A 21,894-nucleotide genomic window follows, 5' to 3' on the forward strand; every position below is an offset into this window, starting at 1 on the left:
GTGACTCCCCTGATACGTCCTGATACGTGACTCGGGGCGGACGGCCCCCGGGGATGTCCCCGGGGCGGCCGCCCGCCCGCTCGCCGCATGCCGTCAGCCGCTGAACCCGGCCACGTTCTCCTTCGTGACCACCTTCACCGGCACCTTCACCGTCTTCTCGACCTTCTTGCCCTGAAGCGCCTTCAGCGCGTTGTCCACAGCGATCTTGCCCAGCTGGGACGGCTGCTGCGCCACGGACGCGTACAGCGTGCCGTTCTTGACGGCCGTCAGCCCGTCCGGGGTGCCGTCGAAGCCGACCACCTGGACCGACTTGCCCGCCTTGGAGCCCAGCGCCTTGATCGCGCCGAGCGCCATCTCGTCGTTGGCGGCGATGACGCCCTGGACGTCCGGGTGGGCCTGGAGCAGGTTCGACATCACGTCGAGGCCCTTGGTGCGGTCGAAGTCGGCCGGCTGCTGGGCCAGCACCTGGATGCCGGGGTAGGCCTTCAGCCCCTTGGCGAAACCTTCCGCACGCTCGCGCGCCGCGGAGGTGCCCGCCTGCCCCTGGAGGATCACGATCTTGCCGGTGCCGCCCAGCTTCTCGGCGACCGTCCTGGCGGCCAGCTCACCGCCGGCCACGTTGTCGGAGGCGACCAGCGCGTCCACCGTGGCCTTGTTGACGCCCCGGTCGACCGCGATCACCGGGATCTTCGCCTTGTCGGCGGCCTTCACCGAGTTGCTCGCCGCGTCCGAGTCCACCGGGTTGACGATGATCGAGTCGAGGCCGGAACTGGTGAAGTTCTGGAGCTGGTTGGCCTGCTGCGAGGCGTCGTTCTGCGCGTCGGTGACCGTCAGGTCCACGCCCAGCTTCTTCGCCTCGGCCTTCGCGCCCGACTGGATCTGCACGAAGAACGGGTTGTTGAGCGTGGACAGCGCCAGGCCGACCTTCGGGTTCGCGCTCGACGAGTTGCCGCCGTGCAGGAAGGAGGTCGCGCCCACGATCGCCACGGTGACCACGGCCGCGAGACCGTACGTCGCCGCCTGCCGGCTCCTGCCGCCACCGCTGCCCGTCCCGGCGGCCGGCGGGATCGCCCCCGCCTTGCGGCGCACCGTGTCGAGGAGCACCGCCAGCGCGATGACGACACCGATGACGACCTGCTGCCAGAAGGCGGAGACGGACAGCAGGTTCAGTCCGTTCCTCAGCACCGCCAGGATCAGCGCGCCGATCAGGGTGCCCGAGGCCTTGCCCGTACCACCGGCCAGGGAGGCGCCGCCGATGACGACCGCGGCGATCGCGTCCAGCTCGTAGCCGTCGGCGGCCTGCGGCTGCGCGGAGGACAGCCGGGAGGCGAGCACGACGCCCGCCGCGGCCGCGAACACACCGGACAGCGCGTAGATCGCGAGCTTCTGCTTCCTCACCCGCAGACCGGAGAGGCGCGCCGCCTCCTCGTTGCCGCCGATGGCGTACATCGAACGGCCGATGTATGTCCGGCCGAGCACGAACGCGGCGATCAGCCCCATCACGATCATCACGAGCACCGGCACCGGCAGCCAGCCGCCGAGCGTGTCACCGAGGTGCGAGACCGAGTCGGGGAACGCGATCGGCGAGCCCTCGGAGATCACCAGCGACAGACCGCGCGCCACCGACAGCATCGCGAGCGTCGCGATGAACGGCGGCAGCTTGCCGTAGGCGATGAGGAAACCGTTCACCAGACCGGCCGCGATGCCGGTGGCGACGGCCAGGACGACCGCGAGGACGACCGGTACGCCGTGCTGCGTGGCGCTCCAGGCGAGCACGGTGGCCGACAGGGCCGCCACCGAGCCGACCGACAGGTCGATGCCCGCCGAGACGATCACGAAGGTCACGCCGAAGGCGAGAATGGCGGTCACGGCCGCCTGGACACCCACGTTGAGCAGGTTGTCCGTGGTCAGGAAGTCACCCGACAGCGCCGACATGGCGATGACGAGGACGATCAGCGCGGTCAGCGCGCCGTTGTCGAGGAGCAGACGGCGGACCGCCGCGGCGCCACCGGCGCCCGTCCCGCTCTTGAGCGTCTCAGCGGCCACGGCCGGCCTCCAGTTCTTCGGTTTCGTCGTTTGCGTCGTGAGTGGTGGGAGTAGCGGGAGTGGTGGGAGTGCTGACGGCGAGCGCCATGACGGAGTCCTGCGTCGCCTCGTCCGCCGACAGTTCGCCGGCGATCCGGCCCTGGGCCATCACCAGCACCCGGTCGCTCATGCCGAGCACCTCGGGCAGATCGCTGGAGATCATCAGGACGGCGGCTCCGGCGGCCGTCAGCTCGTTGATGAGCTGGTAGATCTCGACCTTCGCGCCGACGTCGATCCCGCGCGTCGGCTCGTCGAGGATGAGCACCTTGGTGTCGGCCAGCAGCCATTTGCCGATGACGACCTTCTGCTGGTTGCCGCCGGAGAGCGTGCGCACCTGCTGGCCGAGGCCCGCCATCCGCACGCCGAGCTGCCCGGCGATCCGGGCCGCCGCCTCGTGCTGGCTCTTCAGGTCCACCAGCCCGCCACGGGTCGCGGCCCGCATGGTGACGAGCCCGAGGTTCTCCTCGACCGACTGGTCGAGCACCAGCCCCTGGCCCTTGCGGTCCTCGGGCACGAGCCCGATCCCCGCCGTCATGGCGGCGTTCACGTCATACCGGGGGAGGTGCGCGCCGCCGACCCGGACAACTCCACGGTCGTACGGGTCCGCTCCGAAGACGGCGCGTACGACCTCGGTACGACCGGCGCCGACGAGCCCGGCGACACCGACGACCTCACCGGCGTGCACCTCGAAACTGACGTCGTGGAAGACGCCGTCCCGGGTGAGCCCCTCGACGGACAGCAGCGCGGCGCCCGCCTCGGCGCGCTCCCTGGGGTACTGCTGCTCGATGGAGCGGCCCACCATGAGCCGCACCAGCTCGTCCTCGGGCGTGGTGGCCGGGACCTGCCCGACGCTCCTGCCGTCCCGAATGACCGTGACCCGGTCGCCGAGGGCGGCGATCTCCTCCAGGTGGTGCGTGATGAACACGATGCCGACGCCGTCCGCGCGCAGGCTGCGCACGATGGCGAAGAGCTTTACGACCTCCTCGGAGGTCAGCACGGCGGTCGGCTCGTCCATGATCAGCACGCGGGCGTTCAGGCTGAGCGCCTTGGCGATCTCGACCATCTGCAGGCGCGCGATGCCGAGTTCACGCACCCGCGTGCGGGGCGAGACGTTCACGCCGACCCGTTCCAGCAGGGCGGCCGCGTCGCTCTCCATCCGCTTCCGGTCGATCATCCCGAAGCGGCGCGGCTGTCGTCCCAGGAAGATGTTCTCGGCGACCGTGAGATCGGGAACGAGGTTGAACTCCTGGTAGATGGTGGCGATCCCGAGGCGCTCGGAGTCCTGCGCGCCATGGATGCGCACCTCCTCGCCGCCGGCCAGGATCCGCCCGGCGTCGGGCCGGTAGGCGCCGGAGAGCATCTTGATGAGGGTGCTCTTGCCCGCGCCGTTCTCACCGAGCAGCACATGCACCTCGCCCCGGCGCAGGTCGAAGTCGACGCTGTCGAGCGCGACCACGCCGGGGAAGGTCTTGCGTATGCCTTCGATGCGCAGCAACTCGTCCGCGTTGCTCACGTCTGGCTCCTGTTCGTTACGGGGGACGGCTCCGACGAGGCGGGGAACTCCTCGGGAGCGGGCGGCTCTTGGGGGGCCGGCTCGCCGCACGAACGGCGGACGACGAGCCGGGCCGGGAGGGTGACGGACTGCGGGGGCCGTCCCTCGATGCGGTCGACGAACGCCCGGACCGCGGCCCGGCCCAGCTCGCCCGTCGGCTGGGCGATCGCGGTGATCGGCGGATCGGTGTGCACGAACCAGCGGATGTCGTCGAACGCGGCCAGCGCGATGTCCCGCGGCACCCGCAGTCCACGCGCGCGTACGGCGTCCAGCGCGCCCAGCGCCATCAGGTTGTCGGCGGCGAACACGACCTCGGGCGGCTCGGGCAGGTCGAGGAAGCCCTCGGTGACCCGCCGGCCGCTCTCGGCCTGGAAGTCGCCCTGGCCCGTGTAGGCGTCCGGGAGGGGAAGCCCGTACTCGGCCATGGCGGCCCGGAAGGCCTCGACGCGCTCGCTGCCGGTGGTGGTGGCGGCGGGGCCGGCGATGATGGCGAGCCTGCGGTGGCCCAGCCCGTGCAGATGCGCGACGAGGTCCCGCACGGCCGCGCGTCCGTCCGACCGCACCACCGGCACGTCGACGCCCGGGATCCACCGGTCGACGAACACCATCGGCGTCCCCGCGCGCGCGGCGTCGAGGATCAGCGGCGAGCCGCCGTCGGTCGGGGAGACGAGGAGGCCGTCGATCCGGCGGTCCAGCAGGGTCCGTACATGGTGGTCCTGGAGGTCGGGCCGTTCGTCGGCGTTGCCGATGATGACGCTGTAGCCGAGCGCGCGGGCCTCCTCCTCGACGGAGCGGGCCAGTTCGGTGAAGTACGGGTTGAGCACATCGCTGATGACCAGGCCGAGGGTGCGGGTCTGGTCGGTGCGCAGCGACCGGGCGACGGCGTTCGGGCGGTAGCCCAGCGCTTCGACGGCGGCCAGCACACGCGTGCGTGCGTCCTCGCTGACCGAGGGATGGTCGTTCAGGACGCGCGACACCGTGGCGACGGATACCCCCGCCTCGGCCGCGACGTCCTTGATGCTCGCCATCGCCGCCCCACCTCCTTGTGGACTCGGTTCATGGACGTCGAGGTCATGGAATCGATTACATCGACGTGTACGAAGGATTGGAATCGATTACACGGGGGTTAATCAAGACCTCAACCACATCCCGAGACCGGATCGTGATGAACAGCGCCCGGCGGACATGTCGGCGGGCGTGCCGTTGCGCATGCCGTTGCGCATGCCGGTGGACGTGCCGGTGGACGCGCCCGGTGATCGCGCCCGGCGGACAGCGTCCGGCGGACGGCCGGCGGTCGCCCAGGGGGAGTGTCGGTGGCGGGCGGTAACGTCGGATCATGACCGATCAGGCGGGGGCCGCCCAGGCGGGAGAGCGACGTACGGCCACGCTGGAAGGCGTGCTCGAGCGCATCACGTACGCGAACGAGGAGAACGGCTACACGGTCGCCCGCGTCGACACGGGCAGAGGCGGCGGCGACCTCCTCACGGTCGTCGGCGCGCTGCTCGGCGCCCAGGTCGGCGAGTCCCTGCGCATGGAGGGCCGCTGGGGCTCCCACCCGCAGTACGGCAAGCAGTTCACTGTCGAGAACTACACGACGGTCCTGCCCGCGACCGTCCAGGGCATCCGCCGATACCTCGGCTCCGGTCTGGTCAAGGGCATCGGCCCGGTCTTCGCCGACCGCATCACCCAGCACTTCGGCATGGACACCCTGAAGATCATCGAGGAGGAGCCGAAGCGGCTCGTCGAGGTCCCCGGCCTCGGCCCGAAACGCACCAAGAAGATCGCCGACGCCTGGGAGGAACAGAAGGCGATCAAGGAGGTCATGCTCTTCCTCCAGGCCGTCGAGGTGTCCACCTCCATCGCGGTCCGCATCTACAAGAAGTACGGCGACGCCTCCATCTCCGTCGTGAAGAACCAGCCCTACCGGCTCGCCACGGACGTCTGGGGCATCGGCTTCCTCACCGCCGACAAGATCGCCCAGTCCGTAGGCATCCCGCACGACAGCCCGGAGCGGGTCAAGGCGGGCCTCCAGTACGCCCTGTCCCAGGCCACCGACCAGGGCCACTGCTACCTCCCCGAGGAGCGGCTGATCGCCGACGCGGTGAAGCTCCTCCAGGTCGACACCGGCCTGGTCATCGAGTGCCTCGCCGAACTCGCGGCGCCGCAGGAGGAGGGCGAGGACCCCGGAGTCGTACGGGAGACGGTCCCGGCGGCCGACGGGGGAGAGCCGGTCACCGCCGTCTACCTGGTCCCCTTCCACCGCGCCGAACTCTCCCTCTCCGCCCAGCTGTTGCGCCTGCTGCGCACCGACGAGGACCGGATGCCGGCCTTCCGCGACGTGGCCTGGGACAAGGCGCTGGCCTGGCTGAGGTCCCGCACCGAGGCCGAACTCGCGCCCGAGCAGGAGGCGGCCGTCCGGCTCGCTCTGACCGAGAAGGTCGCCGTGCTCACCGGCGGCCCCGGCTGCGGCAAGTCCTTCACCGTCCGCTCGATCGTGGAGCTGGCCCGCGCCAGGAAGGCCAAGGTCGTGCTGGCCGCCCCCACCGGCCGCGCGGCCAAGCGGCTGGCCGAGCTGACCGGCGCCGAGGCCTCCACCGTCCACCGTCTGCTGGAGCTCAAGCCCGGCGGTGACGCGGCCTACGACCGGGACCGCCCGCTGGACGCGGACCTGGTGGTGGTCGACGAGGCGTCGATGCTGGACCTGCTCCTCGCCAACAAGCTGGTCAAGGCCGTGCCCCCCGGCGCGCACCTGCTCTTCGTGGGGGACGTCGACCAGTTGCCCAGCGTCGGCGCGGGCGAGGTGCTGCGCGATCTGCTGGCCGACGACAGCCCGGTGCCCGCCGTGCGCCTCACGCGCGTGTTCCGCCAGGCCCGGCAGTCCGGCGTGGTGACCAACGCGCACCGGATCAACGCCGGACAGCACCCGCTCACCGACGGCATGAAGGACTTCTTCCTCTTCGTCGAGGACGACACGGAGGAGGCCGGCCGCCTCACGGTGGACGTGGCCGCCCGGCGCATTCCGGCGAAGTTCGGCCTGGACCCGCGTCGGGACGTGCAGGTCCTGGCGCCCATGCACCGCGGCCCGGCCGGCGCCGGCGCCCTCAACGGCCTGCTCCAGCAAGCCGTCACCCCCGGCCGCCCCGACGTGCCCGAGAAGCGGTTCGGCGGCCGGGTCTTCCGCGTCGGCGACAAGGTCACCCAGATCCGCAACAATTACGACAAGGGGAAGAACGGTGTCTTCAACGGCACCGTGGGCGTCGTGACCTCACTCGATCCGGTCGACCAGCGCCTCACGGTGCTGACCGACGAGGACGAGGAGGTTCCGTACGAGTTCGACGAACTGGACGAACTGGCCCACGCGTACGCGGTCACCATTCACCGTTCACAGGGAAGTGAATATCCCGCCGTGGTGATCCCCGTCACCACGGGAGCATGGATGATGCTGCAGCGGAACCTCTTGTATACGGCCGTCACGCGCGCCAAGAAGCTGGTCGTCCTCGTCGGCTCCCGCAAGGCGATCGGTCAGGCGGTGCGCACGGTGTCGGCGGGCCGTCGCTGCACGGCGCTGGACTTCCGGCTGGCGGGCCGCTGACCACCCCGGGCCATGGGATTTCCGGATCGTCGGAAAAAATGATCGATCAAATGAGTCGTGAAGGTCACAGAGCACTTCCCCAACTGTGACGCAGGCGGCAGGATGAGCTAGTTGGCGGCACTGAGTGCCGCCGATGAGCCCAATGGTCGACCCCGAGTGCACTCTCGTGCGCCAAATGGGGGATGGTAGAGACAGTCAGGGCAACCTCGAAGAAGAGGCACAACGTCGGTGAGGGATGACGTGAGCGAGCACACCAACAACGCTGTAGTACTGCGGTTCGGCGATGGCGAGTACACCTACCCGGTGATCGACAGCACCGTCGGCGACAAGGGCTTCGACATCGGGAAGCTCCGCGCCCAGACCGGTCTGGTGACCCTGGACAGCGGCTACGGCAACACGGCCGCCTATAAATCCGCCATCACCTACCTTGACGGCGAACAGGGCATCCTCCGGTACCGCGGCTACCCGATCGAGCAGCTGGCCGAGCGGTCGACCTTCCTCGAGGTCGCCTACCTGTTGATCAACGGTGAACTGCCGACCGTCGACGAGCTGTCCGTCTTCAAGAGCGACATCACCCAGCACACGCTGCTGCACGAGGACGTCAAGAACTTCTACCGCGGCTTCCCGCGCGACGCCCACCCGATGGCCATGCTGTCGTCGGTGGTCTCGGCGCTGTCCACGTTCTACCAGGACAGCCACAACCCGTTCGACGAGAAGCAGCGCAACCTCTCCACGATCCGGCTGCTCGCCAAGCTCCCGACGATCGCGGCGTACGCCTACAAGAAGTCGATCGGCCACCCGTTCGTCTACCCGCGCAACGACCTCGGCTACGTCGAGAACTTCCTGCGCATGACGTTCTCGGTGCCGGCGCAGGAGTACGAGCTCGACCCGGTCGTCGTCTCCGCCCTCGACAAGCTGCTGATCCTGCACGCGGACCACGAGCAGAACTGTTCGACGTCCACGGTCCGCCTGGTCGGCTCCTCGCAGGCGAACATGTTCGCCTCGATCTCGGCCGGCATCTCCGCGCTGTGGGGCCCGCTGCACGGCGGCGCCAACCAGTCCGTGCTGGAGATGCTCGAGGGCATCCAGGCCAACGGCGGCGACGTCGACTCCTTCATCCGCAAGGTGAAGAACAAGGAGGACGGCGTCCGCCTGATGGGCTTCGGCCACCGGGTGTACAAGTCCTTCGACCCGCGCGCGAAGATCATCAAGGCGGCGGCGCACGACGTCCTGTCGGCCCTCGGCAAGTCCGACGAGCTGCTGGACATCGCGCTGAAGCTCGAGGAGCACGCGCTCTCCGACGACTACTTCGTCTCGCGCAACCTCTACCCGAACGTCGACTTCTACACCGGCCTGATCTACCGGGCCATGGGCTTCCCGACCGAGATGTTCACGGTCCTGTTCGCCCTGGGCCGCCTCCCGGGCTGGATCGCCCAGTGGCACGAGATGATCAAGGAGCCCGGCTCCCGCATCGGCCGCCCGCGCCAGATCTACACCGGTGTCGTCGAGCGCGACTTCGTCCCCGTCGAGGAGCGCTGACACCTGCCGGTGGGGGCGCCGCCGTTGAGGGGTGAGCAGCCGCGGCCGGGGGTCCGGGGGTTGTCCCCCGGGCGGAGCGGTCGCCGGTGTCGTCGAGCGCGACTTCGTCCCCGTCGAGGAGCGCTGACACCTGCCGGTGGGGGCGCCGCTCGATCGGGCGCCCTGTCATCGGTGCGTTTCCTGACTGCCCGGGACCGATGTCCCGGGCAGTGCTGTGTGCGGTCCCGGTAGCGATGTGTCCGGAGATCGGGTGTCCGGCCGGCCGCGCGTCCCGGCGGCCGGGTGCGCAGGGCATACGGAAGGCGCCCCGGCGCCGGTCCCCCCACGGGCCGACGACCAGGGCGCCTTCCCATGTCCCGGTGCGGATTCCCCCCACGGGATCCGGCCGGGCGTTGTGAGAACAGCGCCTGAATTCGCTGTTTGTAACCATCTTCGGTTGTTGAACCCGCGGTTGAGCAGAACGAGCAGAACTCGCCCCACGACCGCTGTGTGCGATCTGCCGGGACAGCGCACGCTGGGAGGGCCGCTCAAAGCTTCCCGGTGTGCGTGCCCCGGCAACGCATCTCTGAGGAAGTCCCCCAAGACATCCCCAGACGTCAGGTCACGCCCCCCAAGACGCTTCCTGACATCGTCAACTTAGACCTTCGAACCCCTTCGATGGTTACGTTCACATCACTGTGATCTGTGTCTCTTGCATATGTCCGTTAGATGCGCAAGAGACCGGATACAGCGATCGAGGCCCAAGCGTAAGGATGATGCGCGAGCCTTGTGAAGAGCTTATGTGAGGCTCGCGCAGGACTCCAGGGGTCTCCCTGATCGGCGACGTACTACTCGGCGGTATTACTTGAAGGCGCGCAGCCTCAGGCTGTTCGTCACGACGAAGACCGACGAGAACGCCATCGCGGCCCCCGCGATCATCGGGTTCAGCAGCCCGGCGGCGGCCAGCGGCAGCGCGGCCACGTTGTAGCCGAAGGCCCACACCAGGTTGCCCTTGATCGTCGTCAGGGTCCGCCGGGACAGCCGGATGGCGTCCGCGGCCACCCGCAGATCCCCACGCACCAGCGTCAGGTCGCTCGCCTCGATCGCCGCGTCCGTGCCCGTCCCCATGGCCAGCCCCAGGTCGGCGGTGGCGAGCGCGGCCGCGTCGTTGACGCCGTCCCCGACCATGGCGACGACCCGCCCCTCGTCCTGCAACCGCCGTACGACGTCGACCTTGTCCTCGGGCAGCACCTCGGCGATCACCCGGTCGATCCCGACCGCTTCGGCGACCGCCTCCGCGACCGCCCGGTTGTCCCCGGTCAGCAGCACCGGGGTGAGCCCCAGCGCCCGCAGCTCGCGCACCGCCTCCGCGCTCGTCTCCTTGACCGCGTCCGCGACCGCGAGCACCCCGCGCGCCACGCCGTCCCACCCCACGACAACGGCCGTACGACCGCCCCGCTCGGCCTCCTCCTTCGCGCGGGCCACCTCGGCCGGAACGGTCTCGAAGAGGCGCCCCACGGCCACCTCACGGCCCTCCACCCGCCCGCGCACCCCGCGCCCGGGCACGTTCTCGAACCGCTCGGCCGCCGGCAGCTCCCCGACCCGCTCCTCGGCGCCCGCCGCCACCGCCCGGGCGACCGGGTGCTCGGAGGCGTGCTCCAGGGCGCCCGCGAGCCGCAGCAACCGCCGCTCGTCGGTGCCATCGACGACGTACACGTCGTGAAGGGTCATCCGGCCGGTGGTGACGGTCCCGGTCTTGTCGAGGACGACGGTGTCGACCCGGCGCGTGGACTCCAGGACCTCGGGACCCTTGATGAGGATGCCGAGCTGGGCGCCGCGCCCGGTGCCGACCATGAGCGCGGTCGGCGTGGCCAGCCCCAGCGCGCACGGGCAGGCGATGATCAGGACCGCGACGGCCGCCGTGAACGCGGCGACCGTGTCACCCGTCGCGGCGAGCCAGCCGCCGAAGGTGGCGACCGCGATCAGCAGTACCGCCGGCACGAAGATCCCCGAGATCCGGTCGGCCAGCCGCTGCACCTCGGCCTTGCCGGTCTGCGCGGCCTCGACCAGCTGCGCCATGCGCGCGAGCCGGGTGTCCGCGCCGATCCGGCCGGCCTCGACGACCAGCCGGCCGCCGGCGTTCACGGTCGCGCCCGTGACGGCGTCACCGGGCCCGACGTCCACCGGGACCGACTCGCCGGTCAGCATCGAGGCGTCCACGGCGGAGGTGCCCTCCACCACCGTCCCGTCGGTGGCGACCTTCTCCCCGGGCCGCACGACGAACCGGTCCCCGACGGCCAGCAGGTCGACCGGGATCCGCACCTCCGCGCCGTCCCGCAGTACGGCCACGTCCTTCGCGCCCAGCTCCATGAGCGCCCGCAGCGCCGCCCCCGCGCGCCGCTTGGAGCGGGCCTCCAGGTACCGGCCGAGCAGGATGAAGGCGGTGACGCCCGCGGCGACCTCCAGATAGATCGTGGAGGCGCCGTCCGTGCGGGAGACGGTGAGCTCGAAGGGGTGCCGCATGCCGGGCATGCCCGCGTCACCGAAGAACAGCGCCCACAGCGACCAGCCGAGCGCGGCCAGCGTGCCGACCGAGACCAGCGTGTCCATGGTGGCCGCACCGTGCCGCACGTTCGTCCAGGCGGCCTGGTGCAGCGGGCCGCCGCCCCAGACGACCACCGGCGCCGCCAGCGTCAACGAGAGCCACTGCCAGTTGTCGAACTGGAGCGAGGGGATCATCGCGAGCAGGACGACGGGCGCGGCGAGCAGGACGGAGACCAGGAGCCGGTGCCGCAGGCTCGCGAGCTCGGGGTCCCGGGGGGTGTCCGCCTCGACCGGCTCCGGAGCGGGCGCGGGTTCCTCGGCCGTGTACCCGGTCTTCACCACGGTCGCGATCAGGTCGGTGACCTCGGTCCCGGCCGGATAGCTGACCTTCGCCTTCTCCGTCGCGTAGTTGACCGTCGCGACGACGCCGTCCATGCGGTTGAGCTTCTTCTCGACGCGGGCCGCGCAGGAGGCGCAGGTCATCCCGCCGATGAGCAGTTCGACCTCGGCGGTCGGCGCGGGCGGTTCGGCTATCGGCGTTTCCATGGTGGTGCTGGTCATGTCCGTGCTCCAGGAAGCTGACCGGGCCGTACGGAACCAGTATGAGCTGGTCGGCACGGCCCGGTGGGTGGAGGAGGGGTGTCGAGGGGGGTGCTGAGGTGCGGACGCCTCAGGCCTGGCCGGCCAGCTCGAAGCCCGCCTCGTCGACGGCGGCGCGCACGGCCTCCTCGTCGAGCGCGGCGGTGGAGACGACCGTGACCTCACCGGTCGAGGCGACGGCCTTCACCGAGGTGACACCGGCCAGCTCGGAGAGCTCGCCGGAGACGGCGCCCTCGCAGTGGCCGCAGCTCATGCCGCTCACCTTGTAGACGGTGGTGACGGAGCCCGGGGTGTCGGTTTGCGCGGTCATGTCGTTCTCCTCGTGGAGGCGGGTGGGGCGGGCGGGGCCGCGAGAGGTCTCCCGTTAACCCACACTATACCCCTAGGGGGTATGAATCCAAGGTGATGACCCGCCGCGCGGACGGCGGTGCGGATGGTGTGGACGGTGGTCGGGACGGCGGCGCGGATGCTTCCGGCGGAGGAGGCGGGTACCCGTACTACAGGGCTGTAGCGGCCCCGGCGGCACTGTCCTCGGCGGCGCTGTCCTCGACGCGGCCCAGCCGGTTGCCCACCAGCGGCTGCAGATAGCGGATCAGTACGTACTTCAGCTCCTGCACATACGCGTCGCGCTCGGCGCCCTCGTGGCCGAGGACCAGCTCCAGGCCCGCCTTGTACAGGCCCAGGCACATGTGCGCGGTGCGGGTGAGGTCGGCGGGCGGCGCGTCCGGCAGCAGGGAGGAGAGCAGGCCCTCGATACGGGAGAGCAGCGTGGCGTGCAGCGCGTCGTGCTCCTCGGCGATGTGGCCGGGGATGTCGGGCCCGTGCATCAGGGTGAAGAACACCGGATGGTCGCAGTTGAAGGCGATGAACCGGTCCACGGCCGCGCCGACGGCCTCCTCCAGCGGGGTGGCCGGGTCGACCGGCGCGAGCGCCTCGCCGAAGGTGTCGCGCATCTGGTGCATGAGGCGGTCGCCCAGCTCGATCGCGATCGCTTCCTTGTTCGGGAAGAACTGGTAGAGCGTGCCCGGTGAGACGCCCGCCTCGCGCGCGATGGCGTTGGTGCTGGCGGCGGTGTAGCCGGTCGTGCAGAAGACGCTGGCCGCGGCCTCGAGCAGCTGCGCGATGCGCCGCTCACCACGCGCCTGACGGCGGCGCGGCTGTTCTTTCTCCTGGCTCTCGGCCACGCGTTGTCCCCAGCTTTCCCGAACACGATTGACAAACACGAGTGGTCGCTCGCATTCTGGGATCCAGAAATGCGAGCGCTCTCTCGTGTTTGCCATTTTACGGTTTTCACGACTGCTTGCAGGGTGAAGGGGACACCGCACGATGACCGAAGTCAACAGCCCACCCCGTGCCGGAGGCTGGACCCGCTTCGTGACCGCCCGGCCCAGGCTGTCGCTGCTCGCGGCCCTGGTGCTCACCGTGCTCGCGGTGCTGGCCGGCAGCGGGGTCGCCGAACGGCTGGGCAGCGGCGGCTGGGAGGATCCGGCCGCGCAGTCCACGTACGCGACCAAGGCCCTGGAGCGTGAGTTCCCCGGCTCCCAGCCCAATCTCCTGCTGCTGGTCGACGCGGGCGAGGCCTCCGTGGACGACCCGGCGGTGGCCGCCGAGGCGAACCGGCTCACCGCGAGCCTGGCCGCCGAGAAGGGAGTCGTCGGCGTCGGCTCCTACTGGCAGGCCGACGCGGCGGGAGCGGCCTCCGCCCTGCGCGCGAAGGACGGCCACGAGGCGCTGATAGCCGCCCGCATCACGGGCGACGAGAAGACGATGGGGGAGACCCTCGACCGCATCGCCCCTGCCCTGCGCGGCACGCACGGGCCGGTGGAGGTGAGGATCGGCGGCGGCGTCGCCGTGCGGCACGAGATGCAGACCATCATCCAGGAGGACCTGACCCGCGCCGAGATCATCGCCCTGCCGATCACGCTGGTGCTGCTGGTGATGGTCTTCGGCAGCGCCGTCGCCGCCCTGCTGCCGCTCGGCATCGGCATCGTCGCGATCCTCGGCACCAACGCCGTCCTCAGCGGCCTCACGCGGTTCACCGACGTCTCGATCTTCGCGATGAACCTCACCACGGCCCTGGGCCTCGGCCTCGCCATCGACTACGCCCTGTTCATCGTCCGCCGCTTCCGCGAGGAACTCGCCGCCGGCGCGGATCCGACGACGGCCATCGGCACCACCCTGCGCACGGCCGGCCGCACGGTCCTCTTCTCGGCGCTCACGGTCGCGGTGTCCCTGGCTGCGATGCTCCTCTTCCCGCAGTACTTCCTGCGCTCCTTCGCCTACGCCGGCATGGCCGTGGTCCTGCTGGCCGCCGCGGCCGCCCTGATCCTGCTCCCGGCGGCGCTGATCCTGCTCGGCGACCGGGTCAACTCCCTCGACCTGCGCCGTCTGTTCCGCCGGGGCCGGCCCGCGGCGGCGGCCGGTGAGGAGGACGGCAGGGCCTGGGGCCGCATGGCGAAGCTGGTCATGCGCCGCGCCCCCTTCTTCGCCCTGGCCACCACGGCCGCCCTCGTCCTCCTCGGACTGCCCTTTCTTGGCGTGAGGTTCGGCACGGCGGACGACCGCCAGCTGCCCTCCTCGGCCGAGTCCCACGTCGTGCAGCAGCACATCAGGGACGGCTTCCCGGGCAGCCCCGGCGGCGGCCTCGAGGTCCTCGCCGAGGGCAGGGCGACGCAGGCCCAGTACGCCGCCTACAAGGAGCGCGTGGCGGCGCTGCCGGAAGTGGCCCGGGTGGACGGCCCGTCGGTCAACGGCGACTCGGCGTACTTCACGGTGCTGCCCCAGGGCGAGGCCGTCGACGACGCGGCCCAGAACCTGGTGGGCGACCTGCGGGCCACAGCCGCCCCCTTCAAGACCGGCGTGACCGGCACGGCGGCCGTCCTGGTCGACTCCAAGCACGCGATAGCCGCCCAACTGCCCTGGGCGGTGGCCTTCATCGTCATCGTCACCCTGCTCCTGGTCTTCCTGCTGACCGGCAGCGTGCTGATACCGCTCCAGGCGGTGCTGCTCAACGCGCTCAGCCTGACGGCGATGTTCGGCGCGGTGGTCTGGGTCTTCCAGGACGGCCACCTCTCCGGCCTCCTCGGCTTCACCAGCCCCGGATCCATAGAGACCACCCTCCCGGTCCTGATGTTCTGCGTGGCCTTCGGCCTCTCGATGGACTACGGCGTGTTCCTGCTCTCCCGCATCAAGGAGGAGTACGACCGCACCGGCGACCACGAGGGAGCGGTCGGTCTGGGCCTGCGGCGCACCGGCGGCCTGATCACGGCGGCGGCGGTCATCCTGGCGGTGGTGATGGTCGCGATCGGCACCTCACGCGTCACCAACACCAAGATGCTGGGCCTGGGGATCGCCCTGGCGGTCCTGATGGACGCGATGGTGGTGCGCAGCCTGCTGGTCCCGGCCATCATGCGCCTCACCGGCAGAGCCACCTGGTGGGCGCCGGCACCGCTGCGCAGGTTCCACCAGCGGTTCGGCCTGAGCGAGGGGGAGCCGGCCCGGCAGACACCGGCCGCCGCGTCCGCTTCAGCATCGGACGAACCCACGCCGGACGAACCCGGGCGGGACAAGGTCGACGCGCACGGTTAGCGTTCGCGGAGATCCACGGCGGCCAGAGGTCCGTGGGTCCGCGCGGGTCACCGTGGGTCCGCGCGGGCGAAGGCGAGGGTGAAGGCACATGCGGGCTGTGGTGTTCGAGCGGTACGGGGAGCCGGCCGAGGTACGTGAGCTGGCCGACCCCCGGCCGGCCCCCCACGGAGTGACCGTGCGCGTCGAGGCCACCGGCCTGTGCCGCAGCGACTGGCACGGCTGGATGGGCCACGACCCGGACATCACCCTGCCGCACGTGCCCGGCCACGAACTCGCCGGAGTCGTACAGGAGGTCGGCGACCGGGTCACCGGATGGCGGCCGGGCGACCGGGTCACCGTCCCCTTCGTGTGCGGCTGCGGCAGCTGTCCGTCCTGCGCGGCCGGCGACCACCAGGTCTGCGAGCGGCAGACCCAGCCCGGCTTCACGCACTGGGGCTCCTTCGCCCAGTACGTGGCCCTGGACCACGCCGACGTGAACCTGGTCGCGATCCCCGACGGCCTGTCGTACGCCACCGCCGCCTCGCTCGGCTGCCGGTTCGCCACGGCGTTCCGGGCCGTGGTGCAGCAGGGCCGGGTCGCGGCGGGGGAGTGGGTGGCGGTGCACGGCTGCGGAGGGGTGGGCCTCTCGGCCGTGATGATCGCGGCGGCGAGCGGGGCACGAGTGGTGGCGGTGGACGTCTCCCCGCAGGCCCTGGACCTGGCGCGGAAGTTCGGCGCGGCGGAGTGCGTGGACGCGCGGGGGGTGCCGGACACGGCGGCGGCGATCCGTGAGCTGACCGGGGGAGGGGCTCACCTCTCCCTCGACGCGCTCGGTTCCCCCGCCACCTGCGCCGCCTCGGTGAACGGGCTGCGCCGCCGCGGCCGTCACCTCCAGGTCGGCCTGCTCCCCTCGGCGGACGGCACGACCCCCGTCCCGCTGGCCCGCGCCATCGCCATGGAGCTGGAGATCCTGGGCAGTCACGGCATGGCCGCGCACACCTACCCGCAGATGCTGGAGCTGGTCCGGACGGGGGTGTTGCGTCCCGATCTGCTGGTGACGTCGACGATCACCCTGGACGAGACCCCTGCCGCCCTGTCCGCGCTGGGCACCGCACCGGGCGCGGGGGTGACGGTCATCGATCCGTGGGCCCGAGCGCGGCCCACTCCCGGTCCAGTAGCGCCATGAGCACCTCGTCCACCCACACCCCGTTGCGCAGCGCGGCCTCCCGCCGAACCCCCTCGACCACGAACCCGACCTTCTCGTAGACGCGGCGGGCCCGTTCGTTGTCGCCGTACAGCTCCAGCTGGACGCGGTGCAGGCCCAGTCGCTCGAAGCCGTGGCCGACGATGAGCCGGGTCGCCTCGGTGCCGAGCCCGCGGCCGCGGCCCCGGGGTCCGATCAGCGTGCGGAAGGTGCAGCTGCGGGCGTCCGGATCCCACTCGTGCAGGACCACCTCGCCCACGAGTTCGCCGGTCTCGCGGTCGGTGACGGCGAGGTCCAGCCGGTCGGGCTGCTCGGCACGGGAGCCGTACCAGGAACGCACCCGCTCCCGGGTGAGGTCGCTGTTCGGCGGGAAGGTGAAACGGACGACCTCGGGGTCGCCGATGATCTCCCACATGGTGTCGGCGTCGGCCTCGGTGAAGGGGCGCAACACGGTCTTCGGGCCGGAGAGCAGGGGTTTGACGGAGAAGTTCACCCGCAGCACTGTGCCCCACGCGTCCGCGGGGCACAGCCGGTTTTTCTCCGCCGAGGGTCAGTCCAGAGCGCGTCCCCGGTTACCCGGCCGGGAGGCGACCCAGGCGCGCACGGTGTCGGCGTACCAGAAGGGCTTGCCGCCCTCGACATGGTCGGGCTGGGGCAGCAGTCCGTGCTTGCGGTAGGACCGTACGGTGTCCGGCTGCACCTTGATGTGCGCCGCGATCTCTTTGTACGACCAGAGCCTTCGGTCGGTCATGTGCTGCACCTCCCTGCGCGCGCGGGGGTCGGCGGCCGGGAGGCCGCCCGGGGGAGCCCGGCGCTGCGTTGGCGATCACCAAGCCTGTGCCCCGTGAACGACACTCGGTGACGGTGCGGAAGCGGCTGTCGACCTTGTGTGACGCAAGACCCGCATACACGCGACATGCGTGACAGAAAGGGGGCTTTTGTGACACAGGTGCAGCAGAGAATGGTGCGGGGCTCATGGGAGGGGCGCGTTGACAAATGCCCCGAGGTCGCCGACAGGGGCCGGGCCGGGCCCGCTGCGACAGGCCCGACCCGTTCCCGCTCCCCGCCATCCCCCCGGAACGACCAGAACGGCCGAAGCGCACCGGAGTGCTCGAAGCACCGGAAGGCTCGAAGCACCCGGATCGGCCGGAAATCGCCGGATCAACTGGCAGACCCCCAGCCTGTATTCAGCCAATGCGGCGGGTCTTGGAAAAATGCGCACCCGGTCCGGACCATTCCTCCGGGTGGGTCGGCAGGACCAGGCTCGTCGCCTCCCCGCTCACCCGGTCAGCCGCCGGGGACGCCTGCGCCGGAAGACGTCTGGCCTGCGCGAACTCCCTCGGCGTGCATCCCGTCATCGCCTTGAACTCGCCGCTGAGATGAGCCTGGTCGTAGAAGCCGCAGAGGGCGGCGGTCTCCGCCGCGCTCCGCCCCTGCGCCAGCAGCCGACGGGCCCGTTGCAGCCGCAGCACCCGGGCCGTCGCCTTGGGGCCGAGCCCGATCTGCTCACGGAACCGGTTCTCCAGGTGCCGTACGCTCCAGCCGACCTCCTCGGCCAGCCGGGGCACCGGTATCGCGCCGCCCGTCCGCACCAGCAGCGACCAGGCCCGCGCCACCCGCTCCGAACTCGGCGTACCGGCCTCCCGCCACCGGGCGAGGACCTCGTCGAGCAGCCCGAACCGGTCCGCCCAGCCGGGTAACGCGGCCAGCGCGGCGGCGAGTTCACCGAGGGGCGAGCCCAGCGAGTGCGGCAGTTCGTCGGGGTCCACGGTGCGGTTGACGAGCTCGTGCTGGGGCGTGCCGAACAGGGTGAACGCGGCCCAGGGCGCCATGAGTACCTCGATGCCCGAAAACCGTCCGCCGTGCTCCCCGACGGCGGGCGTGGTCGTAGGCCCGCAGTACACGGACACCAAAGTGTCCGGCGACCGCCCGGCCCGCGAGATCCGCACGGGCTGCTCGAACCCCAGCAGCAGGGTCGAGGCCCCGATGGGCGTCTCGAGCCGCCGCCGCGGTCGGTTCATGGCGAGCCGGATCCCGCGGTAGCTCATCACTCCGGGCCGCAGCCGCGGATGGGGCCCGGCGAGAGCGAACTCCCATGATCCGCCGGGCCCTTCACCGGATCGGGTGCGTACGGGACTCCCAGCCATGGGTCCTTATGGTGCTACGGCAGGGGCGACGCCGTTAAGGGGTGCGGGGCTGTGTTGATATGCGGCTCCGCCGCGTGGGCGCGACAAGCCACACACGACCTGCACTCGCGCGAACACGGAACCCGGCACCCCGGTGGGCGCGTCTACGCCCCGCACGACCTCAAGAACGCCCGCGTACGTTGCGCGATGGGCAGCGGAGCGTCCGGCGCACACGGGTACATGTCCTGCTCGACGATCGCGAAGAGGTCGACGTCGAGCTTCTGCGCCGCCTCCAGCACGGGTCCCAGCGCGGGCACCCCGGTCGGCGGCTCGCACATCACGCCCCGCGCGACGGCCGGCCCGAACGGCACCTGGTTGGCCCGTACGTCCGCCAGGATCTCCGGGTCGACCTGCTTGAGGTGCAGGTACCCGATGCGCTCGCCGTAGGTCTCGATCAGCTTGACGCTGTCGCCGCCGCAGTACGCGTAGTGCCCGGTGTCCAGGCACAGCGACACCAGGTCGGAGTCGGTGCCGTCCAGGAAGCGGACCACGTTCTCCTCGCTGTCGACGTGGGTGTCGGCGTGCGGGTGGACGACGATCTGGAGGCCGTACCGCTCGCGCACCTCCTTGCCGAGCCGCTCGGTCAGCGAGGTGAGGTTGCGCCACTGCTCGGGGGTGAGGGTGTCCGGCTCCAGTACCTCGCCGGTCTTGTCGTCCCGCCAGAAGGACGGGATGACGACCAGATGCTTCGCGCCCATCGCCTGGGCGAGCACCGCGTTGTCCGCGACGTGCGCCCAGGTCTTCTCCCAGACGGCCTCGCCGTGGTGCAGGCCGGTGAAGACCGTGCCCGCCGACACCTTCAGGCCACGCTTGGTCGTCTCCTCGGTGAGGAGTGCGGGATCGGTCGGCAGGTACCCGTAGGGGCCGAGCTCGATCCATTCGTAGCCGGACTGCGCGACCTCGTCGAGGAAGCGCTGCCAGGGGACCTGGGCGGGATCGTCCGGGAACCAGACGCCCCAGCTGTCGGGGGCTGATCCGACACGGATGCGGGAAACACCGGAAACTGGTGACTGAGGTGACAACGACGTCATGGGCGTCAGCGTGCTGTCTCACCGAAGGGGGTGTCAAGGGCTGGTCCGAATGTCTGGACAAAACATTGACAGGGCCCGCCGCGCGGGGCTACAAAGCCGTGAGAGCCGATACGGGGACGTGTGCCGGGGACGTGCCGCAAGCGCTCTCACGGGGACGAGCCGATATGAAGGGAACTCGATGGCGTACGACCTGATCACCATGGGGCGGATAGGGGTGGACCTCTATCCGCTACAGACGGGTGTCCCACTCCCGCAGGTCACGTCCTTCGGGAAGTTCCTGGGGGGATCGGCGACCAACGTCGCGGTCGCCGCCGCCCGCCTCGGCCGGCAGACGGCGGTGATCTCCCGCACCGGCGACGACCCCTTCGGCACCTATCTGCACGAGGCCCTGCGCGGCTTCGGCGTCGACGACCGCTGGGTCACCCCGGTGCCCGGGCTGCCGACGCCCGTCACGTTCTGCGAGGTCTTCCCGCCGGACGACTTCCCGCTGTACTTCTACCGGCAGCCCAAGGCGCCGGACCTGGAGATCGACGCCCACGAACTCGACCTCGACGCCGTCGCGGGGGCCCGCGTCTTCTGGGTCACCGGCACCGGCCTGAGCGAGGAGCCCAGCCGTACGGCGACGCTCGCCGCCCTGGCCCACCGGGCCAAGGCCGGCACCACGGTCTTCGACCTCGACTGGCGCCCGATGTTCTGGAGCGACCCCGACACCGCCCGCCCGTTCTACGCCGAGGCCCTCAAGCACACCACCGTCGCCGTGGGCAACCTCGACGAGGTGGAGGTCGCCACCGGAGTGCGCGAGCCCCGGGCGGCGGCGCAGGCGCTGCTGGACGCCGGCGTCGAACTCGCGGTGGTCAAGCAGGGCCCCAAGGGCGTCCTCGCCGTCAACGACAAGGGCGAGTCCGCCGAGGTCCCGTCGCTGCCGGTGAACGTCCTGAACGGCCTCGGGGCCGGTGACGCCTTCGGCGGCTCCCTCTGTCACGGTCTGCTCGCGGGCTGGGACCTGGAGAAGATCATGCGGCACGCCAACGCGGCGGGCGCCATCGTCGCCTCCCGGCTGGAGTGCTCCTCCGCGATGCCGACGCCGGACGAAGTGGAAGCCGCGCTCAAGGCGGGGGCCGTCCTGTGACGACCGTCGACATCTCCGAACTCGTCCGCCTGCGCACGCGGCACCCCGAGGCGATCGCCGAGGCGGCCGCCCGCCGCCCGCGCAGGCCGCTGCTGGGCGACTCCGGCCGCCTGATGATCGTCGCCGCCGACCACCCGGCCCGTGGCGCGCTCGGCGTGGGCGGCGACAAGCTGGCCATGGCCAACCGGGCGGGCCTGCTCGAGCGACTGTGCCTGGCCCTCTCCCGGCCCGGCGTGGACGGCGTCCTCGCGACCGCCGACATCCTGGACGACCTGCTCCTGCTCGGCGCCCTCGACGGCAAGGTCGTCATGGGCTCGCTGAACCGCGGCGGGCTCCAGGGCTCCGTCTTCGAGCTCGACGACCGCTTCACCGGTCACCGCCCCGAGGACATCCAGCGGCTGGACTTCGACGCGGGCAAGCTGCTCGTGCGCATCGACTACGACGACCCGGGCTCGCTCACCACCCTGGAGTCCACGGCCCGTGCCATCGACGACATGGCCGCCCGCAAGCTCCCCCTCTTCGTCGAGCCGTTCATCAGCCGCCGCACCCCCGACGGCAAGGTGAGCAACGACCTCTCCGCCGAGGCCGTCACCAAGTCGATCGCCATCGCCTCGGGCCTGGGCGGCACCTCGGCCTACACCTGGCTGAAGCTCCCGGTCACCGACAACCCCGACGACATGGCCGAGGTCATGCAGACGTCCACGCTGCCCGCCGTCCTGCTGGGCGGCGAGGTCGGCGACGACCAGGACGGGGCGTACGAGAAGTGGCGCGGGGCGCTCCAACTCCCCACCGTCCAGGGCCTGGTGGTCGGCCGTTCGCTGCTCTACCCGCCGGACGGGGATGTCGCCGCCGCCGTGGACACCGCCGTAGGACTGCTGTGAGGGCC

General features: G+C 70.9%; 16 protein-coding genes. 6 read left to right on the forward strand and 10 right to left on the reverse strand.

Annotation, left to right across the window (positions count from 1 at the left end; genetic code table 11):
* Nucleotides 1-93 precede the first annotated feature (93 nt).
* The 3 genes from ACIRPU_RS00905 to ACIRPU_RS00915 are packed head-to-tail and all read right to left on the reverse strand — an operon-like array spanning nucleotide 94 to nucleotide 4,665.
* Nucleotides 94-2,046 (reverse strand): substrate-binding domain-containing protein, encoded by a 1,953-nt coding sequence (locus ACIRPU_RS00905; protein ID WP_403859870.1) that lies wholly within the window; start codon nucleotides 2,044-2,046, stop codon nucleotides 94-96.
* Nucleotides 2,036-3,598: a sugar ABC transporter ATP-binding protein gene (locus ACIRPU_RS00910; RefSeq protein ID WP_403859873.1), complete on the reverse strand. Its 1,563-nt coding sequence runs from the start codon at nucleotides 3,596-3,598 to the stop codon at nucleotides 2,036-2,038. The genes ACIRPU_RS00905 and ACIRPU_RS00910 overlap by 11 nt, the downstream gene beginning before the upstream one ends.
* Nucleotides 3,595-4,665 carry a LacI family DNA-binding transcriptional regulator gene (locus tag ACIRPU_RS00915; protein WP_403859876.1) on the reverse strand — a complete coding sequence of 357 codons (1,071 nt, stop codon included), beginning with the start codon at nucleotides 4,663-4,665 and terminating at the stop codon, nucleotides 3,595-3,597. The genes ACIRPU_RS00910 and ACIRPU_RS00915 overlap by 4 nt, the downstream gene beginning before the upstream one ends.
* Nucleotides 4,666-4,973: 308 nt before the next feature.
* Here ACIRPU_RS00915 and ACIRPU_RS00920 point away from each other — a divergent pair, with 308 nt between their 5' ends.
* Nucleotides 4,974-7,229 carry an ATP-dependent RecD-like DNA helicase gene (locus tag ACIRPU_RS00920; RefSeq protein ID WP_403859879.1) on the forward strand — a complete coding sequence of 752 codons (2,256 nt, stop codon included), beginning with the start codon at nucleotides 4,974-4,976 and terminating at the stop codon, nucleotides 7,227-7,229.
* A gap of 240 nt (nucleotides 7,230-7,469) precedes the next feature.
* Nucleotides 7,470-8,768, forward strand: a complete 1,299-nt coding sequence (locus ACIRPU_RS00925) for a citrate synthase (RefSeq protein ID WP_020131734.1) — start codon at nucleotides 7,470-7,472, stop codon at nucleotides 8,766-8,768.
* An 840-nt stretch (nucleotides 8,769-9,608) separates the two neighbouring features.
* Here ACIRPU_RS00925 and ACIRPU_RS00930 read toward each other — a convergent pair.
* The 3 genes from ACIRPU_RS00930 to ACIRPU_RS00940 form a co-directional block, all read right to left on the reverse strand.
* Complete coding sequence (locus ACIRPU_RS00930; RefSeq protein WP_403859883.1) at nucleotides 9,609-11,852, reverse strand: heavy metal translocating P-type ATPase; 2,244 nt, start codon at nucleotides 11,850-11,852, stop codon at nucleotides 9,609-9,611.
* Between the two features lie 109 nt (nucleotides 11,853-11,961).
* Nucleotides 11,962-12,201 carry a heavy-metal-associated domain-containing protein gene (locus ACIRPU_RS00935; RefSeq protein WP_355701482.1) on the reverse strand — a complete coding sequence of 80 codons (240 nt, stop codon included), beginning with the start codon at nucleotides 12,199-12,201 and terminating at the stop codon, nucleotides 11,962-11,964.
* Nucleotides 12,202-12,388: 187 nt separating this feature from the next.
* The gene (locus ACIRPU_RS00940; RefSeq protein ID WP_403859886.1) at nucleotides 12,389-13,075 is read right to left on the reverse strand and encodes a TetR/AcrR family transcriptional regulator; all 687 of its coding nucleotides are present in this window, start codon (nucleotides 13,073-13,075) and stop codon (nucleotides 12,389-12,391) included.
* Between the two features lie 142 nt (nucleotides 13,076-13,217).
* Here ACIRPU_RS00940 and ACIRPU_RS00945 point away from each other — a divergent pair, with 142 nt between their 5' ends.
* Complete coding sequence (locus tag ACIRPU_RS00945; protein WP_403859889.1) at nucleotides 13,218-15,479, forward strand: MMPL family transporter; 2,262 nt, start codon at nucleotides 13,218-13,220, stop codon at nucleotides 15,477-15,479.
* 88 nt (nucleotides 15,480-15,567) lie between these two features.
* Nucleotides 15,568-16,644: a zinc-dependent alcohol dehydrogenase family protein gene (locus tag ACIRPU_RS00950; protein WP_403859892.1), complete on the forward strand. Its 1,077-nt coding sequence runs from the start codon at nucleotides 15,568-15,570 to the stop codon at nucleotides 16,642-16,644.
* Here the strand turns inward: ACIRPU_RS00950 and ACIRPU_RS00955 are convergent.
* From ACIRPU_RS00955 to ACIRPU_RS00970, 4 genes are all read right to left on the reverse strand, one after another.
* The gene (locus ACIRPU_RS00955; RefSeq protein WP_403859895.1) at nucleotides 16,592-17,155 is read right to left on the reverse strand and encodes a GNAT family N-acetyltransferase; all 564 of its coding nucleotides are present in this window, start codon (nucleotides 17,153-17,155) and stop codon (nucleotides 16,592-16,594) included. The two genes, ACIRPU_RS00950 and ACIRPU_RS00955, sit on opposite strands and share 53 nt — an antisense overlap.
* A gap of 57 nt (nucleotides 17,156-17,212) precedes the next feature.
* A complete protein-coding gene (locus ACIRPU_RS00960; protein ID WP_020131726.1) occupies nucleotides 17,213-17,413 on the reverse strand; it encodes an AlpA family transcriptional regulator in 201 nt (66 codons plus the stop codon).
* A 436-nt stretch (nucleotides 17,414-17,849) separates the two neighbouring features.
* Nucleotides 17,850-18,683 carry a helix-turn-helix domain-containing protein gene (locus ACIRPU_RS00965; protein WP_403859898.1) on the reverse strand — a complete coding sequence of 278 codons (834 nt, stop codon included), beginning with the start codon at nucleotides 18,681-18,683 and terminating at the stop codon, nucleotides 17,850-17,852.
* Between the two features lie 269 nt (nucleotides 18,684-18,952).
* Nucleotides 18,953-19,879 (reverse strand): sugar phosphate isomerase/epimerase, encoded by a 927-nt coding sequence (locus tag ACIRPU_RS00970; protein WP_355701476.1) that lies wholly within the window; start codon nucleotides 19,877-19,879, stop codon nucleotides 18,953-18,955.
* A 178-nt stretch (nucleotides 19,880-20,057) separates the two neighbouring features.
* Here ACIRPU_RS00970 and iolC point away from each other — a divergent pair, with 178 nt between their 5' ends.
* Together iolC and ACIRPU_RS00980 are read left to right on the forward strand one after the other, a co-directional pair.
* Nucleotides 20,058-21,008 carry a 5-dehydro-2-deoxygluconokinase gene (gene iolC / locus ACIRPU_RS00975; RefSeq protein WP_403859901.1) on the forward strand — a complete coding sequence of 317 codons (951 nt, stop codon included), beginning with the start codon at nucleotides 20,058-20,060 and terminating at the stop codon, nucleotides 21,006-21,008.
* Nucleotides 21,005-21,889 (forward strand): deoxyribose-phosphate aldolase, encoded by an 885-nt coding sequence (locus ACIRPU_RS00980; protein WP_403859904.1) that lies wholly within the window; start codon nucleotides 21,005-21,007, stop codon nucleotides 21,887-21,889. Before iolC ends, ACIRPU_RS00980 begins: the two co-directional genes overlap by 4 nt.
* Nucleotides 21,890-21,894 lie beyond the last annotated feature (5 nt).

This window comes from Streptomyces sp. NPDC102259, assembly GCF_044766465.1.
Lineage (GTDB): Bacteria > Actinomycetota > Actinomycetes > Streptomycetales > Streptomycetaceae > Streptomyces.

Excerpts from the sequence above, each read along its gene's own strand:
- ACIRPU_RS00915 (WP_403859876.1), bottom strand. The coding sequence starts at position 4,665 with ATGGCGAGCATCAAGGACGTCGCGGCCGAGGCGGGGGTATCCGTCGCC.
- ACIRPU_RS00920 (WP_403859879.1), top strand. The coding sequence starts at position 4,974 with ATGACCGATCAGGCGGGGGCCGCCCAGGCGGGAGAGCGACGTACGGCC.
- ACIRPU_RS00930 (WP_403859883.1), bottom strand. The coding sequence starts at position 11,852 with ATGACCAGCACCACCATGGAAACGCCGATAGCCGAACCGCCCGCGCCG.
- ACIRPU_RS00935 (WP_355701482.1), bottom strand. The coding sequence starts at position 12,201 with ATGACCGCGCAAACCGACACCCCGGGCTCCGTCACCACCGTCTACAAG.
- ACIRPU_RS00945 (WP_403859889.1), top strand. The coding sequence starts at position 13,218 with ATGACCGAAGTCAACAGCCCACCCCGTGCCGGAGGCTGGACCCGCTTC.
- ACIRPU_RS00950 (WP_403859892.1), top strand. The coding sequence starts at position 15,568 with ATGCGGGCTGTGGTGTTCGAGCGGTACGGGGAGCCGGCCGAGGTACGT.
- ACIRPU_RS00960 (WP_020131726.1), bottom strand. The coding sequence starts at position 17,413 with ATGACCGACCGAAGGCTCTGGTCGTACAAAGAGATCGCGGCGCACATC.
- ACIRPU_RS00965 (WP_403859898.1), bottom strand. The coding sequence starts at position 18,683 with ATGAACCGACCGCGGCGGCGGCTCGAGACGCCCATCGGGGCCTCGACC.
- ACIRPU_RS00970 (WP_355701476.1), bottom strand. The coding sequence starts at position 19,879 with ATGACGTCGTTGTCACCTCAGTCACCAGTTTCCGGTGTTTCCCGCATC.
- iolC (WP_403859901.1), top strand. The coding sequence starts at position 20,058 with ATGGCGTACGACCTGATCACCATGGGGCGGATAGGGGTGGACCTCTAT.